Origin of the sequence: Caballeronia sp. dw_276 (genome assembly GCF_018449635.1) — a bacterium.
In the GTDB taxonomy this organism is placed as follows: Bacteria; Pseudomonadota; Gammaproteobacteria; order Burkholderiales; family Burkholderiaceae; genus Caballeronia.
This window is the reverse complement of record NZ_JAAVUV010000006.1, coordinates 444,546-464,147: the sequence shown is the minus strand read 5'-3', so window position 1 is coordinate 464,147 and position 19,602 is coordinate 444,546. Positions and strand designations below refer to the sequence as shown.

General features: G+C 58.3%; 19 protein-coding genes. 2 read left to right on the top strand and 17 right to left on the bottom strand.

Annotation, left to right across the window (positions count from 1 at the left end; all coding sequences use genetic code 11):
• The first annotated feature begins 67 nt into the window (after window positions 1–67).
• Complete coding sequence (locus HB633_RS15920) at window positions 68–1,168, top strand: phosphotransferase (protein WP_213779041.1); 1,101 nt, start codon at window positions 68–70, stop codon at window positions 1,166–1,168.
• Between the two features lie 24 nt (window positions 1,169–1,192).
• Complete coding sequence (locus tag HB633_RS15915) at window positions 1,193–2,407, top strand: acyl-CoA dehydrogenase family protein (RefSeq protein ID WP_213779039.1); 1,215 nt, start codon at window positions 1,193–1,195, stop codon at window positions 2,405–2,407.
• A gap of 68 nt (window positions 2,408–2,475) precedes the next feature.
• Here HB633_RS15915 and HB633_RS15910 read toward each other — a convergent pair whose 3' ends face one another.
• The 17 genes from HB633_RS15910 to nuoE all read right to left on the bottom strand — a co-directional run bounded on the left by HB633_RS15910 (window position 2,476) and on the right by nuoE (window position 19,518).
• A complete protein-coding gene (locus tag HB633_RS15910; protein ID WP_213779038.1) occupies window positions 2,476–2,928 on the bottom strand; it encodes a MaoC family dehydratase in 453 nt (150 codons plus the stop codon).
• The gene (locus tag HB633_RS15905) at window positions 2,925–3,383 is read right to left on the bottom strand and encodes a MaoC family dehydratase (RefSeq protein ID WP_213779036.1); all 459 of its coding nucleotides are present in this window, start codon (window positions 3,381–3,383) and stop codon (window positions 2,925–2,927) included. The genes HB633_RS15910 and HB633_RS15905 overlap by 4 nt, the downstream gene beginning before the upstream one ends.
• Before the next feature lie 30 nt (window positions 3,384–3,413).
• Window positions 3,414–4,535, bottom strand: coding sequence for an acyl-CoA dehydrogenase (locus tag HB633_RS15900; protein WP_213779035.1), 1,122 nt, complete (start codon window positions 4,533–4,535; stop codon window positions 3,414–3,416).
• Between the two features lie 10 nt (window positions 4,536–4,545).
• On the bottom strand, window positions 4,546–5,742 hold the full coding sequence (locus HB633_RS15895; protein ID WP_213779033.1) for an acyl-CoA dehydrogenase family protein: 1,197 nt from the start codon (window positions 5,740–5,742) through the stop codon (window positions 4,546–4,548).
• Window positions 5,743–5,811: 69 nt separating this feature from the next.
• On the bottom strand, window positions 5,812–6,282 hold the full coding sequence (locus tag HB633_RS15890) for a DUF1178 family protein (protein ID WP_213779031.1): 471 nt from the start codon (window positions 6,280–6,282) through the stop codon (window positions 5,812–5,814).
• Between the two features lie 209 nt (window positions 6,283–6,491).
• A complete protein-coding gene (locus HB633_RS15885; RefSeq protein WP_213779030.1) occupies window positions 6,492–7,106 on the bottom strand; it encodes an NUDIX hydrolase in 615 nt (204 codons plus the stop codon).
• A gap of 77 nt (window positions 7,107–7,183) precedes the next feature.
• A complete protein-coding gene (locus HB633_RS15880) occupies window positions 7,184–7,480 on the bottom strand; it encodes a DUF2818 family protein (protein ID WP_213779029.1) in 297 nt (98 codons plus the stop codon).
• Complete coding sequence (gene nuoN, locus HB633_RS15875; protein ID WP_255580942.1) at window positions 7,480–8,958, bottom strand: NADH-quinone oxidoreductase subunit NuoN; 1,479 nt, start codon at window positions 8,956–8,958, stop codon at window positions 7,480–7,482. Before nuoN ends, HB633_RS15880 begins: the two co-directional genes overlap by 1 nt.
• A gap of 24 nt (window positions 8,959–8,982) precedes the next feature.
• Window positions 8,983–10,473, bottom strand: a complete 1,491-nt coding sequence (locus tag HB633_RS15870) for an NADH-quinone oxidoreductase subunit M (RefSeq protein ID WP_213779028.1) — start codon at window positions 10,471–10,473, stop codon at window positions 8,983–8,985.
• Window positions 10,474–10,490: 17 nt separating this feature from the next.
• The gene (gene nuoL, locus HB633_RS15865) at window positions 10,491–12,569 is read right to left on the bottom strand and encodes an NADH-quinone oxidoreductase subunit L (protein ID WP_213779026.1); all 2,079 of its coding nucleotides are present in this window, start codon (window positions 12,567–12,569) and stop codon (window positions 10,491–10,493) included.
• A gap of 17 nt (window positions 12,570–12,586) precedes the next feature.
• Window positions 12,587–12,892 (bottom strand): NADH-quinone oxidoreductase subunit NuoK, encoded by a 306-nt coding sequence (gene nuoK / locus HB633_RS15860; protein WP_031360677.1) that lies wholly within the window; start codon window positions 12,890–12,892, stop codon window positions 12,587–12,589.
• Between the two features lie 14 nt (window positions 12,893–12,906).
• Window positions 12,907–13,608, bottom strand: a complete 702-nt coding sequence (locus HB633_RS15855) for an NADH-quinone oxidoreductase subunit J (protein ID WP_213779024.1) — start codon at window positions 13,606–13,608, stop codon at window positions 12,907–12,909.
• A 162-nt stretch (window positions 13,609–13,770) separates the two neighbouring features.
• Window positions 13,771–14,259, bottom strand: coding sequence for an NADH-quinone oxidoreductase subunit NuoI (gene nuoI / locus HB633_RS15850; protein ID WP_050381450.1), 489 nt, complete (start codon window positions 14,257–14,259; stop codon window positions 13,771–13,773).
• 18 nt (window positions 14,260–14,277) lie between these two features.
• Window positions 14,278–15,342 (bottom strand): NADH-quinone oxidoreductase subunit NuoH, encoded by a 1,065-nt coding sequence (gene nuoH, locus HB633_RS15845; RefSeq protein ID WP_213779023.1) that lies wholly within the window; start codon window positions 15,340–15,342, stop codon window positions 14,278–14,280.
• Window positions 15,343–17,679: an NADH-quinone oxidoreductase subunit NuoG gene (gene nuoG / locus HB633_RS15840; protein WP_213779022.1), complete on the bottom strand. Its 2,337-nt coding sequence runs from the start codon at window positions 17,677–17,679 to the stop codon at window positions 15,343–15,345.
• A gap of 31 nt (window positions 17,680–17,710) precedes the next feature.
• On the bottom strand, window positions 17,711–19,036 hold the full coding sequence (gene nuoF, locus HB633_RS15835; RefSeq protein ID WP_213779020.1) for an NADH-quinone oxidoreductase subunit NuoF: 1,326 nt from the start codon (window positions 19,034–19,036) through the stop codon (window positions 17,711–17,713).
• Complete coding sequence (gene nuoE, locus HB633_RS15830) at window positions 19,033–19,518, bottom strand: NADH-quinone oxidoreductase subunit NuoE (protein WP_060858512.1); 486 nt, start codon at window positions 19,516–19,518, stop codon at window positions 19,033–19,035. Before nuoE ends, nuoF begins: the two co-directional genes overlap by 4 nt.
• Window positions 19,519–19,602 lie beyond the last annotated feature (84 nt).

Below are 19,602 nucleotides of genomic sequence, written 5' to 3'. Positions count from 1 at the left end.
CGACAACAGCGCCTTGAAGCGCGACGCTGCTGCCCACAAGATGTACGCAAAATCGGAGGAGACAACAATGGCTTCAAACGACGCGCCCTTGCCGGTACAGCAGGATTTTTCCGCGTTCGAAGGAACGCGGCCCGTCAACGAGCGGCAACAGTTCGACATGGCGGCGTTATCGGCGTGGCTCGAAACACATATCGAGGATTTCGCCGGACCCGTCAGCGTCGAGCAGTTCGCCGGCGGCCAGTCGAATCCCACCTTCAAACTGATCACGCCCGCACGAAGTTACGTGATGCGATCGAAGCCGGGTCCGGCGGCGAAGCTGTTGCCGTCGGCGCATGCGATCGATCGCGAATATCGCGTGATGGATGCGCTTGCAAACACGGACGTTCCCGTCGCGAAAATGTTCGCGTTATGCGACGACGAAAGCGTGATTGGCCGCTCGTTCTACGTGATGGAGTTCATCGAGGGACGTGTGTTGTGGGATCAGGCGCTGCCCGGCATGACACCTGCCGAACGCGGCGCCATTTACGATGAAATGAATCGCGTGATCGCGGCGTTGCATTCGGTGGATATCGCCCAAGCGGGTCTCGAAACCTATGGCAAGCCCGGCAATTATTTCGAACGCCAGATCGGCCGATGGAGCAAGCAATACGTTGCATCGGAAACCGAATCCATCGAGGCGATGAACAAGCTGATCGAATGGCTGCCGCAGCATATTCCGCGCGGCGGCGAAAGCGTATCGATCGTTCACGGCGACTTCCGGCTCGACAACCTGATCTTCCACCCGACAGAACCGCGCGTGCTCGCCGTGCTCGACTGGGAACTGTCAACGCTGGGCGACCCCCTTGCCGACTTCGCTTACCACTGCATGGCATGGCACGTCGATCCGACGCAATTTCGCGGCATCGGCGGGCTCGACTGGGCGGCGCTCGGCATTCCCGACGAACAGACCTACGTCGCGCACTATCTCGCACGCACGGGCCTGAAGATCCAGGGCGACTGGAACTTCTACCTAGCCTACAACATGTTCCGCATCGCCGCGATCTTGCAGGGGATCATGAAGCGCGTGAGCGAAGGCACGGCGGCAAGTGCGCAAGCTATCGATGCAGGCAAACGCGCCAAACCGATGGCCGAACTCGCGTGGTCGTACGCGCAAAAAGTGACCGGATAAGGCCTTCAGGAAACAGGAGACGAGATGAATTTCGACTACACGCCGAAAGTGCAGGAGTTGCGTCACAAGCTGACCGCTTTTTTCGATGAGCATATCTATCCGAACGAACGCGCGTTCAACCAGGAAATTGCGGCGAACCGCGCAAACGGCGATGCGTGGATTCCGCTTGAACTGATCGAAACGCTCAAGCAAAACGCCCGCGATGCCGGCCTGTGGAATCTTTTCCTTCCGGAATCGGAACGTGGCGCCGGTTTGAGCAATCTGGAATACGCGCCGCTTTGCGAGATCATGGGACGTGTTCCGTGGGCGCCCGAAGTCTTCAATTGCGGCGCGCCGGATACGGGCAACATGGAGACCATCGAACGTTATGGCAGCGATCAGCAGAAGCAGCAATGGCTCGAACCGCTGCTGCAAGGCGAGATCCGTTCGGCGTTCCTGATGACGGAGCCGGACGTGGCCTCGTCCGATGCAACAAACATTCAATGCAGCATCGTGCGTGACGGTGACAACTACGTGATCAACGGCCACAAATGGTGGTCATCGGGTGCGGGCGATCCGCGTTGCAAGGTGTATATCGTGATGGGCAAGACCGACCCCGAGGCCCCGAAACATCAGCAACAATCGATGATCCTCGTCCCGGCGGACTCATCCGGTATCACGGTGCATCGACCGCTTTCGGTGTTCGGTTACGACGACGCCCCGCACGGCCACATGGATATCACGCTCGATAACGTGCGCGTGCCGGCATCGAATGTATTGCTTGGTGAAGGACGCGGATTTGAAATCGCCCAGGGGCGTCTCGGGCCTGGACGCATTCATCATTGCATGCGTCTGATCGGATTGGCCGAACGCGCGCTTGAACTTATGTGCAAACGGACATCGCAACGCGTCGCATTCGGCAAGCCGATTGCAGCGCACGGTGTGACGCAGGAACGCATTGCCGAAGCGCGGATCATGATCGAGCAGGCCCGTTTGCTTACGCTGAAAGCCGCCTACATGATGGACACGGTCGGCAACAAAGGCGCGCGCGGCGAGATCGCGATGATCAAGGTAGTCGCGCCGAACATCGCGTGTCAGGTCATTGACTGGGCGATTCAGGCGCACGGCGCCGGAGGGGTGTCGGATGATTTCCCGTTGGCCTACGCGTATGCGCACGCGCGGACTTTAAGACTCGCCGATGGCCCCGATGAAGTGCATCGAAATGCTGTCGCCAAGCTTGAATTGGCCCGGTACGCGTGAGCGTCGAGCGGTCGAATCCGCCGGTGACTTCTTTGACGCTATGCAAGAAGTCACCTGACCAGCGCGGTTCAGAAATAATGCCGCGTAATGAACTCAGCGACGCAAACCGGTTTTTCAACGCCTTCTTTCTGCACGGTCACGCGCCAGATGACTTGCACACCGCCCTGCTCGACGTCATTCACCTTTTCGGCAAGAAAGCGTGCTCTCAACTTCGAGCCCACCAAAACCGGCGACATGAACCGAACCTTGTTCGTGCCGTAATTCACGCCAAGTTTCTGCTTCAGCGGAACGCATTCTTCAAGCCATTTCGGCACAAGCGCCAGCGTCAAAAACCCGTGCGCGATCGGTCCGCCAAACGGCGATTCTTTCTTTGCGCGCTCGACATCGACGTGAATCCACTGATGATCGTCGGTGGCATCCGCGAACCGGTTCACCCGCGACTGATCCATCTCCAGCCACGCGCTCACATATTCCTCGCCGCCTTCCGCGGCCTTCACATCCGCTGGAGAGGCGAGCGTCATTGCGTGTTTCCCGGATGACGAAGCCCGAATATAGCAGCCGAATCGACCGTCAATACCAGATCGCCGTTCTGGTTATAGGCCTCCCAACGCGTTCCGACAATGCCACGATCCGGCTTGCTTTCCGATACACGCTTGCTCAGCACGCGCACCGTCAGCCGGACAGTGTCATTCACACGAACCGGCTTGAGCCAGCGGATGTTATCGAGGCCGGGAGAGCCCATCGATGTCGAATCAGCCAGCATGTCTCGCACAAGAATGCCCATCATGGCAGAACAGGTGTTCCATCCGCTCGCGACCAGGCCGCCAAATGGGGATGCCGCACCGCCCGCTTCGCTCAGATGAAAAGGCTGCGGATCATAACGTCCGGCGAATTCGATGATCTCCTCTTTCGAAAACGTGTGAGCGCTCAGTTCCGCCACGTCTCCAACGTTGAAATCTTCATAGCTGAATGTCATCCCTGTTCTCCTTTCTGATGCATCGATTATTCAAACGTTAGTGTCGGCGAATCCCGGCAGTGATGCAAACCGCGCCAGATGATGATCGACGTCGCCCAACGTTGTCTCGATGATCGACAAGCGCTTGAACCAGTGCGCCGCCGCAACTTCGTTCGTGACGCCCATGCCGCCATGAAGTTGCACGGCTTGTTGACCGACGAAACGCGCCGCCTGACTCACGCGCGCTTTGGCAGCGGAGATGGCGCGACGGCGTTCGTCGGCATCGTTGCTCGAATAGCGAGCCGCGGCCAGATACGTGATCGAACGTGCTTGCTCGGCATGAATCAGCATCTCCACCATGCGATGCTGCAATGCCTGGAATCGTGCGATCGGTGTGCCGAATTGCTTGCGTTCTTTCGTGTATTCGACGGTTGCGTGATTCAGCGCATCGAGCACGCCGACGGCTTCGGCGCAGAGCAGGAAGGTGGCGTAATCCGCGATATGTTCGAGCGTTGCCGCGCCGGTTTGCGCATCGCCCAAACGCGTGGCTGGCGTGCCGGTGAGTTTTAATGTCGCGGCGCGTTGACCGTCGATCGTCCGGTATTCGGTGATTTCCACGTTGGCGGCGTCACGCGCGATCGCGAACAGCGCAACTTCGCCGTTGAGCCGCGCGGGCACGATCCACACGTCAGCCTGCGCGCCGTGCTGAACCAGCGATTTCTCACCGCTTAACGAGAATTCATCGCCCTGGGCTTGCGCCGTGGTGTCAATAGAAAAAAGGTCATACCGTGCACGCGGCTCATGGAACGCCACGGCTAGTTTGATCTCACCGGCGGCCGCACGCTCAAGCAAGCCAAGAGCGTTTTGATTGCCCACAAGCCGCAACGCCTCGATACCAACAGCCGTCGCCCAATATGGCTCGATGACCAGCGCGCGTCCAAGCTCCGGCATGACAACGAGCATGTCGACCGGACCGCCGTCGAAACCACCCTGAGCTTCCGGCGCGGGCAATGCCATGAGGCCTAGTTCGGTGAACGCAGTCCAGTGTTTTGCATCGACACCCTCTTTTGACGCCACGATTTTCTGGCGTGCATCGAACGTATATTCCTTGTCGAGATAACGGCGCAAGGCATCTCGGAACTGCTGTTGTTCATCGGTGAAATTGAAGTCCATGTGCCGCTCCTCACAAGCCCAGAATCATCTGCGCGATGATGTTTTTTTGAATTTCGTTCGAGCCGCCATAGATCGATGTCTTGCGGAAGTTGAAGTAATACGCGGCGAGCGGCGCGGCGTCATCGTCACCGGCGAGACTGTGCTCGCGTTCGCCTTCAAGATACGCCGGGTCGAACGCAGCGGCTTGCGGTCCGACCGCTTCGACCATCAACTCGGTCAGCGCTTGCTGAACTTCGGTGCCCTTGATTTTCAGCATCGATGCCTCCGGTCCAGGTCCACGGCCGTTCGCTTCGCTTGCGACCACGCGCTGGACGGTCACCTCTAGCGCCATGATCTCGATTTCAAGCGCCGCGATTTTTGCCGCGAACACAGGATCCTTCAGCAACGAAACACCGCCCTTCTTCTGATCGGCGGCGAGGCGCTTGAGGAATACCAGTTCACGCTTCGATTGCCCGACGCGCGCAATGCCGGTGCGCTCGTGTCCAAGCAAATACTTCGCGTACGTCCAGCCGCGATTCTCTTCACCGACGAGATTCTCAACCGGCACTTTCACGTCTTCGAAAAACACTTCGTTGACTTCGTGATCCTCATCGAGCGTGATGATGGGGCGTACGGTGATGCCCGGCGTCTTCATATCGATAAGCAAAAACGAGATGCCTTCCTGCTTCTTCGCGCCGCTGTCCGTGCGCACGAGGCAGAACATCATGTCAGCGAACTGGCCGAGCGTGGTCCAGGTCTTCTGGCCGTTGACCAGGTAGTGATCGCCCTGGCGCTCGGCACGAGTTCTCAGCGATGCCAGATCCGAACCCGATCCCGGTTCGGAATATCCTTGGCACCACCAGTCGCTGCCATCGAGAATGCGCGGCAAGTAATGGGCTTTTTGCGCGTCGCTGCCGTATTTCATGAGAACGGGCGCGACCATCGATACGCCGAACGGCAACACGCCCGGCGCACCGATGCGTGCGCATTCCTCGTCCCAGATGTGGCGCTGCGTCGCGTTCCAGCCGGGACCACCAAATTCTTTCGGCCAGGCGACAACCGACCAGCCGCGCGTGCCGAGCAGCTTGTGCCAGCTCGCGTAGTCGTCGCGGCTCAAACGTTTGTGATCGAGTACCTTGGTCCGCAACGCTTGCGGCAAGTTGGCGTCGAGCCAGGCGCGGATGTCGGCGCGAAATGCGTCGTCGGCGGGGGAATAATTCAGGTCCATGCGCTCTCGTCTCCTCTCATGGCCCGAGTCGGCCACGAGGAGACGTGCGCTAAACCAACGGATGTTGGCTTATTGCAGCGGCTCTTTCAGTGCGGCCGGCACGGGCAGCGGCATCACGTCGATGCCTTCTTCCATCAATGCGTGCGCATCTTCGGGCGTAGCGACACCGCGAATGTTGCGCGCGGGCGCTTCGTCGTAATGCATGCGCCGCGCCTCTTCGGCAAAACGGTCGCCCACATTCTCGGTCTTCGCGAGAAATTCCCGCATGAGTTGCAGCGCACGCGCTTGTATCGCGGGCTCCGCCTGCTGCTGCGGAACCACTGGAGTCGCGCGGTTGCTGTCGCTTGACTGCTCGGTGCGATCGGAGCGCGTTGTCGATAAATTCAACCGCGGCGCCGATGGCATGCGACTCACTTCCGTCGTCGAACACACCGGACACGCTACGAGCTTGCGCGACAACTGGGATTCGAACTCATCGGCCGAAGCAAACCAGCCTTCGAACCGATGGTCGTGCGAGCACTTCAAGTCGAGAACCTTCATGCTAATTGGGGCTTGCCAGAAAGTTTAATCGCAAAAGCGCATTTTGTGAACGGTCGTTCGTAAATTTGCGTCTGCGACTGTTTGATGAATCGAGGAAACGTAGGACTGATTTTAGCCCGGCGGTCATCCGCGCGCTTGGACGTGTGGTTTTGATGACGTGGGCAAATAAAAAGCGGCCCGCAGGCCGCTTTTAGTTGATCTTGAACCGTTCACTCGCTGACCGGATCGCCGAGTTTCCATTCGCCCGACATCACTTTCTCAAGCCAGAAACTGCCGATGATCGTCTTTACGTCGCTGATATGGCCGCTTTTGATCCATTCGAAAATTTGCGACCGCTCCGCAATGAACGTCTCCAGAAACTCGCCCTCGTCGAGCTTGTTCTCGCCCGCGGTCAGTCCACGAGCGAGATACAGATCGATAAATTCGGTCGAATACGAAATCACGGGATGAATCCGCGTCAGGAAAAACCATTCGCGTGCCGTGTAACCCGTTTCTTCGTGCAACTCGCGCTTGGCGCACGCCAGCTCGCTCTCGTTGGGATCGAGCTTGCCCGCGGGATATTCAAGCAACACCTTTCGAATCGGGTATCGATATTGCCGCTCGAGCAGCACGCGGCCATCATCGAAAAGCGGCAGGATCATCACCGCGCCCGGATGCTCGACGAATTCACGCGTCGCGTGCTTTCCATCCGGCAGTTCGACCGTATCCAGTTTCAGCGTGAGAAATTTGCCCTGATGAAGCAACTTGCTTTCGACCGTCTTCTCGATCAGGCCAGCATCGGAATCCGGGAAATGCGCAGGGTCGAGGGAAGAACTGTCAGCCATCTTGCGCCTTGAAGGAAACGCGTCATGCGGCAAACCGGCCGGCAAACGCGTGGATCAAGCCGCGACGGCCTTGGCCGTCAACGGCGCTTGACGAGATATTGGTAAGCGAAACCGGGGAACGCGAGCACGAGAAAGAGGCTGAACGTCACGGCATAAAACTGCCAGCCTTGCTCGAAACGGTTTCCGGCACGCGCCTCAAGCATAAAGCCGAGCGCGCCCACGACAAAATAAAGCACGATCAATTCCGCGATGCGAATCCACGCGCTTTTTTTCGCCGCCTTGATTGGCGCGACGGCAAAAATACGCTGATTCGCAAACGGAAGGTTGGCGCCGACCAGCGCCAACAAAACGATAAACCAGCCCGCAGCCGACATTACAACTGGAACGGCAAGGTGTGCGTGATTGCGGTCAGGCAAGCATTCATCAACGGTCCCGGAACGATGCCAAGCACCAGTACGGCCAACCCGTTGAACGCGAGCAACGCGCGCTTGAGGTTGTCGGCGACGATTGGCGAGGCGTCTGTGGGTGCGTCGAAATACATCAGCTTGACGATGCGCAGGTAGTAGAACGCGCCAACCAGCGACGACAAGACCGCCAGCACCGCAAGCCAGGTCAGGCCAGCGTTCATGGTGGCTTCGAGCACGGCGAGCTTCGCGTAGAACCCGACCATCGGCGGGATGCCGGCGAGCGAGAACATCATGATCATCATCACGAACGCAAACACCGGGCTGCGCTGGTTGAGGCCCTTGAAGTCATCGAGCGTTTCGGCTTCAAAGTCCTTGCGTGCCAGCAGCATGATCACGCCGAAGGTACCGAGCGTCGTGATCAGGTAGATGATGCTGTAGAACATTGCCGAGCTATATGCGCCGGCCGCACCGTCCGCCTTGCCTTCGACCACGCCCGCGAGCATGCCGAGCAGCACGAAGCCCATGTTCGAGATGGCCGAGTACGCCAGCATCCGCTTGATGTTCTTCTGCACGATACCCGTGACGTTACCCACGATCAGCGACAACGCGGCGAGGATCACCAGCATCTCTTGCCAGTCGACTGCAAGCGGCAACAGCGCCATCACCAGGAAACGCAGACCCCAAGCGAATGCCGCAGCCTTCGGACCACCACCGGTAATCAGCGTCATGGCCGTCGGCGCGCCCTGATAGACGTCAGGCACCCACATATGGAACGGGACCGCGCCCATCTTGAACGCAATACCGGCGACCACGAAGATCACGCCGAACAGCAGCACGGCGTCGTTGATACGGCCGGTTGCAATGGCCTTCGCCACTTCGTTCAGTTCAAGCGAACCGGTCGCGCCGTACAGCATCGAAATGCCGTAGAGCAGGAAACCGGACGCCAGCGCGCCGAGAACGTAGTACTTCATCGCGGATTCGTTGGCTTGCGGCGAGTCCTTGCGCAGCGCGATCACGGCGTACAGCGACAGCGACATCAGTTCCAGGCCGAGATACAGCGTCAGGAAGTTGTTGCCCGAAATCATCACGCACTGGCCAAGCAGCGAGAACAGACCAAGCAGGAAGAAGTCGCCGCGGAACAGGTCGCGGTCTTCAAGATACTTGCGCGAATAGATGACCGATACCGCAAAGCCTAACGTCACCACCGCTTTCATTGCGCTGGCGAACGGATCGACCACATACATGCGCGTAAAGAAGTAATGCGGCGTGGGATCGAGTGCCTGGACGGCGAACCATACGCCGACCACGATCGTCGAAATGACCGAGATGAAATAGGACGTTTGACGGCTCTTCACGCCGTAGATGGTGTCGTTCAACCACACTACGACGACCATCAACATCAACAGTCCATCGGGTAACAAGGCACTCATTGGGGCGTTTTGCATGATCTTTTAATTCCTCCGCACGCGTTACTGGGCCAGCGGCAGTTTCGACTGCGCGACGTGGGAGAGGAGATTTTCCACGGATGCGTGCATCACATCGGTGAAAGGCTTCGGGTACAGGCCCATGTACAGCGTAAATACAGCAAGCACGGCCAGCATGAAGAATTCGCGCTTGTTGATGTCCTTCAGCTTCGCAACGTGTTCGTTGGCAACCGCGCCGAAGTGCACGCGCTTGTACATCCACAGCGTGTAGGCCGCACCAAGAACCAGGGTGAACGTTGCCAGGAAGCCGATCCAGAAGTTGAACTTCACGGCAGCCAGAATCACCATGAACTCACCAACGAAACCCGAGGTGCCCGGCAAGCCGCAATTGGCCATCGCGAACAACATGGCGAACGCCGCGAACTTCGGCATGACGTTGACCACACCGCCGTAGTCCGAAATCCGGCGCGAGTGCATGCGGTCGTACAGCACGCCGATACACAGGAACATCGCGCCCGAGACAAAGCCGTGCGAGATCATCTGGATGATCGCGCCTTCCATGCCGAGCGTACTGAAAATAAAGAAGCCAAGCGTGACGAAGCCCATGTGCGCAATCGACGAATACGCGACCAGCTTCTTCATGTCTTCCTGGACCAGCGCCACGAAGCCGATGTAGATCACCGCAATCAGCGACAACGTGATCACCACGGGCGCCAGGAAATGGCTGGCGTCCGGCGCGATGGGCAACGAGAAGCGGATAAAACCGTACGCGCCCAGCTTCAGCATGATCGCGGCCAGCACGACCGAGCCGCCCGTCGGCGCTTCCACGTGGGCATCCGGCAACCACGTGTGCACCGGCCACATCGGCACCTTCACGGCGAAAGCCATGAAAAACGCGATGAACAACAATATCTGCGGGGTGAAGCCGATCTTCAATGCGTGCCACGTGGCGATATCGAACGTATGCGTCTGCGTGTACAGGTACAGCAACGCGATCAGCATCAACAGCGAGCCCATCAGCGTGTACAGGAAGAACTTGAACGCGGCATAGACACGATTCGCCCCGCCCCACACGCCGATGATGATGTACATCGGAATCAGCGTGGCTTCGAAGAACACGTAGAACAGCATGCCGTCGGCGGTCGAGAACACGCCGATCATGAGGCCCGACAAGATCAGGAACGCAGCCAGATATTGCGCCACGCGCACGGTGATGACTTCCCAGGCCGCGATCACCGTGATCACGGTGATCAGCGCGGTCAGGACGACAAACCACATTGAAAGACCGTCGACACCCAGGTGATACGAGATGTTGAAGCGTTCGATCCAGCTGACGTTTTCTTCGAATTGCAGCGCGGCCGACGAATTGTCGAAACCGGTAATCAAAGGAAGCGTGACGACCAGCCCAAGGATCGAGCCGATCAGGGCAATCCAGCGCGAAGGTGCCGGATTGTTGTCGTTGCCTACCGCCAGTACGAGGATACCGACAATGATCGGTAACCAGATCGCGAGACTAAGAATTGGAAAAGAGTGCATAGATAGGTGTCCCCGCCTTATTTGCCGCCGAGCGTTACAAACAGGGTCAAGAGCCCCAACATGCCAATGATCATGGCGAACGCGTAGTGATAGATGTAACCGGATTGAAGGAAGCGAATCACACCGGCAAACCAGCCGACGAACTTCGCAAGACCGTTCACGATCCCGTCGATAACGGCGACATCGCCTTCTTTCCAGAGTCCGCGACCGATGGCGACCGCGCCCTTTGCAAATACGACTTCGTTGATCTTGTCGAGGTAGTACTTGTTATCCAGCAAGTTGTAGATCGGCAGGAAGCGTTGCTTGATCACGCCCGGCAGATCCGTACGCTTGAGATACAGGAACCACGACACCACGACACCAGCAAACGCCAGCCATACCGGAAGACCCGCAACAGAATGCAGGCCCATCGCGAACCAGCCATGGAATTCCTCGGCCATTTCGTGCAGCGCCGGATGGTTCTCGCCGATGAAAATGACCTTGTCGAACGCCACGCCGTGCGCGAAGAAATCGCCGAACAGCATGGGACCGATCGCCAACGCACCGATGATCACCGACGGAATCGCCAGCAACACCAGCGGCAGCGTAATGACCCAAGGCGTTTCATGCGGGATATGCGGACCATGGCCATGGCCGTGAGCGTCGTGGCCATGTGAATCGTGACCATGCGCATCATGCGCGCGCGCCGCTTCTTCGATACCCATCGGGCTTTCCGGATGCTTCGGACCGCGGAAACGCTCCTTGCCGTGGAAAACCATGAAGTACATACGGAATGAATAGAGCGCAGTAACGAACACGCTTGCGACCACCGCGAAGTACGCGAAGCCCGAACCCGGCAGATGCGAGAGCTTCACGGCGTCGATGATCGAATCTTTCGAATAGAAACCCGAGAAAAACGGCGTACCGATCAAAGCCAGCGAGCCGAGCAGCGACGTGATCCACGTGATCGGCATGTACTTGCGCAGGCCGCCCATGTTGCGCATGTCCTGGTCGTGATGCATGCCGATGATCACCGAACCCGCGCCAAGGAACAGCAGTGCCTTGAAGAACGCATGCGTAGCAAGATGGAACACAGCGACCGGATAAGCGGACACGCCGAGCGCGACCGTCATGTATCCGAGCTGCGACAGCGTGGAGTAAGCCACCACACGCTTGATGTCGTTCTGGACCACGCCGAGGAAACCCATGAACAGCGCCGTGATCGCACCGATCACCGTCACGAACGACAACGCCGAATCCGACAATTCGAACAGCGGCGACATGCGCGTGACCATGAAGATACCGGCGGTCACCATGGTTGCCGCGTGAATCAGTGCGGAAATCGGCGTCGGACCTTCCATGGAATCGGGCAGCCACACGTGCAGCGGGAATTGCGCCGACTTACCCATTGCGCCAATGAACAAGCAGATACATGCAACCGTCAGCAAGCCCCAGTCGGTGCCCGGGAACGTCATGCCGGCGAGTTGCGTGCGATGCGCGAAGACATCGCCGTAATTCAATGACCCGGCGAACGCCAGCAACAAGCCAATGCCGAGCAGGAAGCCGAAGTCACCCACGCGGTTGACCAGGAACGCCTTCATGTTTGCGTAGATGGCCGTCGGGCGCGTGAAGTAGAAACCGATCAGCAGGTACGACACCAGCCCCACCGCTTCCCAGCCGAAGAACAGCTGCAGGAAGTTGTTGCTCATCACGAGCATCAGCATGGAGAACGTGAAGAGCGAGATGTACGAGAAGAAACGCTCATAGCCCGTTTCTTCGTCGGCCATGTAGCCGATCGTATAGATGTGCACCATCAGCGAGACGAAGGTGACGATCACCATCATCATCGCGGTCAGCGAGTCGACCAGGAAGCCGATCTCCATCTTGAGCGGACCAACCGTCATCCATTCATAGATGGTCGCGTTGAAGCTCGCGCCGTTCATGACGTCGAGGAAGACGAAACACGAAAGCACCAGCGATATCGCCACACCAAGAATGGTGATGCTGTGCGACGCGCGGCGCCCGATCTTCCAGCCGAACAACCCCGCGATCAGCGAACCGGCAAGCGGTGCCAGCGGAATCGCAAGCAGAAGGTTTTCATTGAGTGTCGTGGACATATCTGTCTTGCCTGAATTTAACCTTTGAGCTGATCGAGATCTTCGACGTTGATCGTGTCGAGGCTACGGAACAACGTGACCAGAATCGCGAGACCGATGGCCGCCTCGGCCGCCGCTACCGTCAATACAAAGAACACGAAAATCTGGCCGTGGATGTCGCCGAGATAGTGCGAGAAGGCGACAAAATTCGTATTGACCGCCAGCAGCATTAGTTCGATCGCCATCAGGATGATGATCACGTTACGTCGGTTCAGGAAGATGCCGACAATGCTGATCGCGAACAGGATCGCGCCGAGCACGAGGTAATGGGCAAGACTCAACATGGTTGTTTATCTCCTCAGCCTTTGTTATCGACCGTGCCTGCGCCGGCATTGCCGGTCACGGGCGGGTTGGTCGTAGCATCCGGCGCTTCCTGCTCGGACTTCATCTTCACAATCCGCACGCGATCTTTCGCGCGCACCTTGACCTGGTCGCTCACCGTCTGGCGCTTGTTGTCCTTCTTCTCGCGAATGGTCAGCGAGATTGCCGCGATGATCGCAACCAGCAGGATCAGGCCGGCAATTTCAAACGCGAAGATGTAGTCGGTGTAGATGACCTTGCCGATCAGGTGCGAATTCGACATCACCTCGTTCGGGCCAACGCCGGAACCCACGCCATTGACGAGCATTGCGTCGCGTACCGGCGTAACCGTCGCACCGTAGCCGTGCCACAGGATCAGAGCCGTTTCGATGATGATGATCGCGCCCACGATGCTCGCGATTGGCACGAATCGCTTGAAGTCCCGATGCAACACGTCGAGGTTGATGTCCAGCATCATCACCACGAACAGGAACAGCACCATGACCGCGCCGACATAGACGAGAACCAGCAAGATGGCGAGGAATTCGGCTTCGAGCAGCATCCAGATCGCGGCCGCGTTGAAGAACGCGAGCACGAGGAACAGCGCGGATGACACCGGGTTGCGCGAAGTGATCACCTTCAGCGCTGAAACAACCAGCAGCAGCGCGAAGATGTAAAACAGTACGGTCGTGAATTCCATGATTACCGGTTCATCGTTAGGCTTTGTGTTTTGACACAAGCGCGCCGTGTCGCATCTTTTCAAGGACGCAACCTACAACCATGGCGCGCGGGCCGGAACAGCAGGTCAATTCAAATGCAGGAACAGCAAAAGGCGCGGTGAAGACAAGCGCCCCGCTCCGCTTTACCGATAAGGCGCGTCGGCAGCCTTCGCAGCAGCAATCTCCGTTTCATAACGGTCGCCGACTGCCAGCAGCATGTCTTTCGTGAAATACAGGTCGCCGCGCTTCTCGCCGTGATACTCGAGAATGTGCGTTTCCACAATCGAATCAACCGGGCAGCTTTCTTCGCAAAAACCGCAGAAGATGCATTTGGTCAAGTCGATGTCATAACGCGTGGTGCGACGCGTATTGTCAGCGCGCGTTTCCGATTCGATCGTGATCGCGAGCGCCGGACAAACGGCTTCGCACAATTTGCATGCAATGCAGCGCTCTTCGCCGTTTTCGTACCGGCGCAATGCGTGCAGGCCACGGAAACGCGGGGAGATCGGCGTCTTCTCTTCCGGAAACTGAACGGTCACCTTGCGCTGGAACAGATAACCGCCCGTCAGCGCGAGACCCTTCAGCAACTCGGTCAGGAAAAACGTTTTAAAGAAATTCTGTAATGCGTTCATGGTTTTTTCATCCGCCCATTATTTCCAGATGTTCAGCGGTGACATGATCCAGAACCCGACCACGACCACCCACACCACCGACACCGGCAGAAAGATTTTCCAGCCAAGACGCATGATCTGGTCGTAGCGATAACGCGGGAACGTCGCGCGGGCCCAGATGAATACGGACAGCAGGAGAAAGATCTTCAGCACGAACCAGAAAATGCCCGGGATGAAGGACAGGAAACCAAACGGCGCGCTCCAGCCACCAAGGAACAAGGTCGATGCAATCGCCGAGATCACGATCATGTTGATGTACTCGGCGAGGAAGAACAGCGCGAACGCCATACCCGAGTAATCGATCATGTGACCCGCGACGATTTCCGATTCGCCTTCCACCACGTCGAACGGGTGACGGTTCGTTTCGGCAATGCCCGAGATGAAGTACACAACGAACATGGGCAGAAGCGGCAACCAGTTCCACGAAAGGAAGTTGATGCCCCAGTTCGCGAAGATGCCGTGTTCCTGCGAGACCACGATAGCCGACATGTTCAGGCTGCCCGTGACCATCAGCACGACGACCAGCGCGAAGCCCATCGAGATTTCGTACGACACCATTTGCGCCGCAGCACGCATGGCGCCGAGAAATGCGTATTTCGAGTTCGATGCCCAGCCGGCCAGGATCACGCCATACACGCCGATGGACGAGATCGCCATCACGTAAAGCAGACCGGCGTTGATATCGCCCAGCACCGCTTTCGCCTGGAACGGAATCACCGCCCAAACCGCGAACGCCGGCACCACGGTCATGATCGGCGCGATCAGGTAGATCCAGCGGCTGGCTTGCGTCGGCTGAATCACTTCCTTCAGCAGCAGCTTCAGCACGTCGGCAATCGGCTGCAACAGGCCGAGCGGGCCTACGCGATTCGGGCCGAGGCGCACGTGCATCCAGCCGATGAGCTTGCGTTCCCACAGAATCAGGTACGCGACGCACAGCAGGATCACCACCGACACCACGAGAATGCGGATGACTGCCCACACAGTGGGCCAGGCGACGCCGAGGATCTGTGTCCCGCCTGCGTTGATCGTATCGAACAAGCCCATTTACGCCTTCTCCACTACCAGTTCACCGAACAGAGCCCCGAGCGCTGCACCGGCCGACGTTCCCGTCGATACCCGCACCACGCTTTCCGCCAGATTCGCGTCGCGAACTGCCGGCAGGGTTACCGAGAGACCGCCTTGGGCGACGCGCACGGCATCGCCGTTTTTCAGACCGAGCTTCTCGAACAGCGACGTCGGCAGTCCGACCAGATTTGCATCGCGCGCCGCAGCCGTCAGATGTAGCGATTCAGCGCGGCGCGAAAGTGCGTCGGCATGATAGATCGGCGTGTCGGCAAGGCGCTCGAAACTGCCTTCATTCGATGCAGCCTTTGTCACCGCCTTGATCGCCACGTTCGTCTTGTTAGACAGACGCGAAGTCAGATCACCCTTGCCCAGCGCTGCGTCACGGACTTCTTCGGCGGTATCGAATTCGAAACCCTTCAGGCCCAGGATGCTGCCAAGCACGCGCAGGACTTTCCAGCCCGGACGGGTTTCGCCCAGCGGACGCACTACGCCGTTGAACGTCTGAGCCGTACCTTCTGCATTGACGAACGTGCCCGACGTTTCCGTGAACGGAGCGATCGGCAACAATACGTCGGCGTAATCCGTGCCGTGCTTGAACGCCGACAATGCAACAACCATTTCGGCCTGCTTCAAAGCGGCGAGCGCCAGAGCAGGATTGGCGGTATCGAATGCAGGTTCGACGTTGAACAGCACGTAGCCCTTGCGCGGTTGCTCGAATGCTTCGCGTGCGTTCAGGCCGCCTTCGCCCGGCAACGCGTCGACCAGATGTGCGCCTACGGTGTTTGCGGCTTCTGTCAGATAACCCAGCGTTGCGCCCGTTTCGTCCGCGATCCATTGGCAAACAGCCTGGATCTGCGCGAACTGCGGATGCTGAACCGCGCTATTGCCGATCAACAGGACGCGCTTGTCGCCAGCCGACAAGGATGCCGCAATGTCCTTGGCCGCCACCGATGCCTCGATTCCGGCGAACGCTTCCGGCGCAGCAACACCGCGCGCTTCGGATACGGCCGCAGCAATGCTGCCGAGATGCGCGAGCCATTCCGACGGCGCCGCCACCACGCGATGCGCGGCGGGAATCAGCGAGTCGTCGTCTGTTGCGTTCAGGAACGTGAGCTTCGCACCACCTTTGGCGGCCTGACGCAGACGTGCCGCGAACAACGGATGATCGCGACGCAGGAACGAGCCGACGATAAACGCTGTATCGATATTCGACAGATCCGCGATCTTCACGCCAAGCCAGGGCGCGCTGTCCGAAACCGGTGCGGAAAAGTCGCTCTGACGCAGACGAAAATCGACGTTCGGCGTACCCACGCCTTCAGCAAACTGCTTCAACAAATACAGTTCTTCGACGGTGCTGTGCGGCGTAGCCAAAGCGGCGATCTGATTCGCGCCATGGTCAGCCGTAATGCCCTTGATACCCTTCGCCACGTATTCCAGCGCCGTTTGCCAGTCGGTCTCGATCCACTTGCCGCCCTGCTTCAACATGGGCTGCGTGAGACGTTCGTCGCTGTTCAGCGATTCGTACGAGAAACGATCCTTGTCCGAGATCCAGCATTCGTTGATGGCTTCGTTTTCCATCGGCAGAACGCGCATTACGCGGTTGTTTTTCACCTGCACGACCAGATTCGCACCGACGGAATCGTGCGGGCTGATCGACTTGCGGCGCGACAGTTCCCAAGTACGGGCGCTGTAGCGGAACGGCTTGCTCGTCAATGCACCGACCGGGCACAGGTCGATCATGTTGCCCGACAATTCCGAATCCACCGTCTTGCCGACGAACGACGTGATTTCCGAGTGCTCGCCACGACCCAGCATGCCGAGTTCCATTACGCCGGCCACTTCCTGACCAAAGCGGACGCAACGCGTGCAATGGATGCAGCGTGTCATCTCTTCCATGGAGATCAGCGGTCCGACGTTCTTGTGGAACACCACGCGCTTTTCTTCGTTGTAGCGCGATTGCGACTTGCCGTAACCCACGGCCAAATCCTGCAACTGGCATTCACCGCCCTGATCGCAGATCGGGCAATCGAGCGGGTGATTGATCAGCAGGAATTCCATCACGGACTGCTGCGCCTTGATGGCCTTGTCCGATTTCGTACGCACGATCATGCCCGCCGACACCGGCGTGGCACAGGCGGGAACCGCCTTCGGCATCTTCTCGACTTCGACCAGGCACATCCGGCAGTTAGCCGCGATCGACAGTTTCTTGTGATAGCAAAAGTGAGGAATGTATGTATCGACCTTATGCGCAGCCTGGATCACCATGCTGCCTTCAGGCACTTCTACACTTTTGCCGTCGATTTCTAATTCAACCATGATGGGGAATGGTCCTTGGCCTGATCACTGATCACGCGGTAAGCGCTTCGGACGTATGCGCATGATGCGCATGTCCGTCGACGAGACAATGTTTATGCTCGACGTGATATTCGAATTCGTCCCAGAAATGCTTCAGCATGCCGCGCACCGGCATGGCTGCCGCGTCGCCGAGAGCACAAATGGTGCGACCCATGATGTTTTCAGCGACCGAGTTCAGCAGATCCAGGTCTTCCTTGCGCCCGAGTCCGTGCTCGATCCGATGCACCACGCGATACAGCCAGCCCGTGCCTTCGCGGCAAGGCGTGCACTGACCGCACGATTCTTCGTAGTAGAAGTACGAAAGGCGCAAGAGCGAACGCACCATGCAGCGCGTTTCGTTCATTACGATGACCGCACCCGAACCCAGCATGGACCCGGCCTTGGCAATCGAGTCGTAGTCCATGTCGGTGGCCAGCATGAGCTCACCCGGCACGACCGGCGCAGATGATCCACCCGGGATCACCGCTTTCACCGACTTGCCGCGCACGCCGCCAGCCAGCTCGAGCAAGGTCTGAAACGAGGTACCGAGGGGAACTTCGAAATTGCCCGGCCGGTTCACGTCGCCGGCAACCGAGAAAATCTTCGTGCCACCGTTGTTCGGTTTGCCGATCTCGAGATACTTCTGCGGGCCGATAGCCAAAAGGAACGGCACCGCTGCGAACGTTTCGGTGTTGTTGATCGTGGTCGGCTTGCCGTACACGCCAAAGCTCGCCGGGAACGGCGGCTTGAAGCGCGGCTGGCCCTTCTTGCCTTCCAGCGACTCGAGCAACGCCGTTTCTTCGCCGCAGATATATGCGCCGTAGCCATGGTGCGCATGCAGTTCGAACGAAAAGCCCGAACCCAGAATATTCGCACCGAGATAACCGGCTGCACGCGCTTCTTCAAGCGCCTGTTCGAAGATCTTGTAGACCTCGAAAATCTCGCCGTGAATGTAGTTGTAGCCGACCGTGATGCCCATGGCGTACGCGCCAATGGCCATGCCTTCGATCAGCGCATGCGGATTCCAGCGAAGGATGTCGCGATCCTTGAACGTGCCCGGTTCGCCTTCGTCCGAGTTGCAGACGAGATATTTCTGCCCCGGAAACTGACGCGGCATGAAGCTCCACTTCAGACCGGTCGGAAAACCCGCGCCGCCGCGACCACGCAGGCCCGACGCCTTCACGTCGGCAATCACCTGTTCTTGCGGAATTTTTTCTTCGAGAATACGGCGCAGCTGGGCATAACCGCCGCGCGCCACATAGTCTTCGAGGTGCCAGTTTTCGCCGTTGAGGCCGGCGAGAATCAGGGGCTGGATGTGGCGGTCGTGAAGAGACGTCATTTCGATAGTTCCTCGAGGAGCGTGTCGATCCGCTCGCGACTCATGAAACTGCACATACGATGATTGTTCACGAGCAACACGGGTGCATCGCCGCACGCGCCAAAGCATTCACCTTCTTTCAAAGTGAACTTGCCGTCAGCGGTGGTTTCGCCAAAATCGATGCCGAGCTTTTGCTTCAGATATTCAGCAGCACTTTCCGATCCGCCATCCGGACCCAGTTGGCATGGCAGGTTCGTACAGAGCGTGATCTTGTGTTTGCCGACCGGCGCGGTCTCGTACATGGTGTAGAACGTCGCCACTTCCTGCACGGCCACCGAGGGCATGCTCAGGTAGTCGGCCACGAACTGCATGATTTCCGGCGACAGCCAGCCATGCTCTTCCTGAGCGACAGTCAGCGCCGCCATCACCGCGGACTGTTTCTGCTCCACGGGATATTTCGCGATCGCGCGATCGATTTCTTTCAGGCCTTCAGCTGAGATCATTTCAGACACGACTCTTTCAGTTCCTACCGAACGAAAACCCGCCGCGCCCTTCTTTTGCGGCAGACCTGGCGTCCTGCTGTTGTT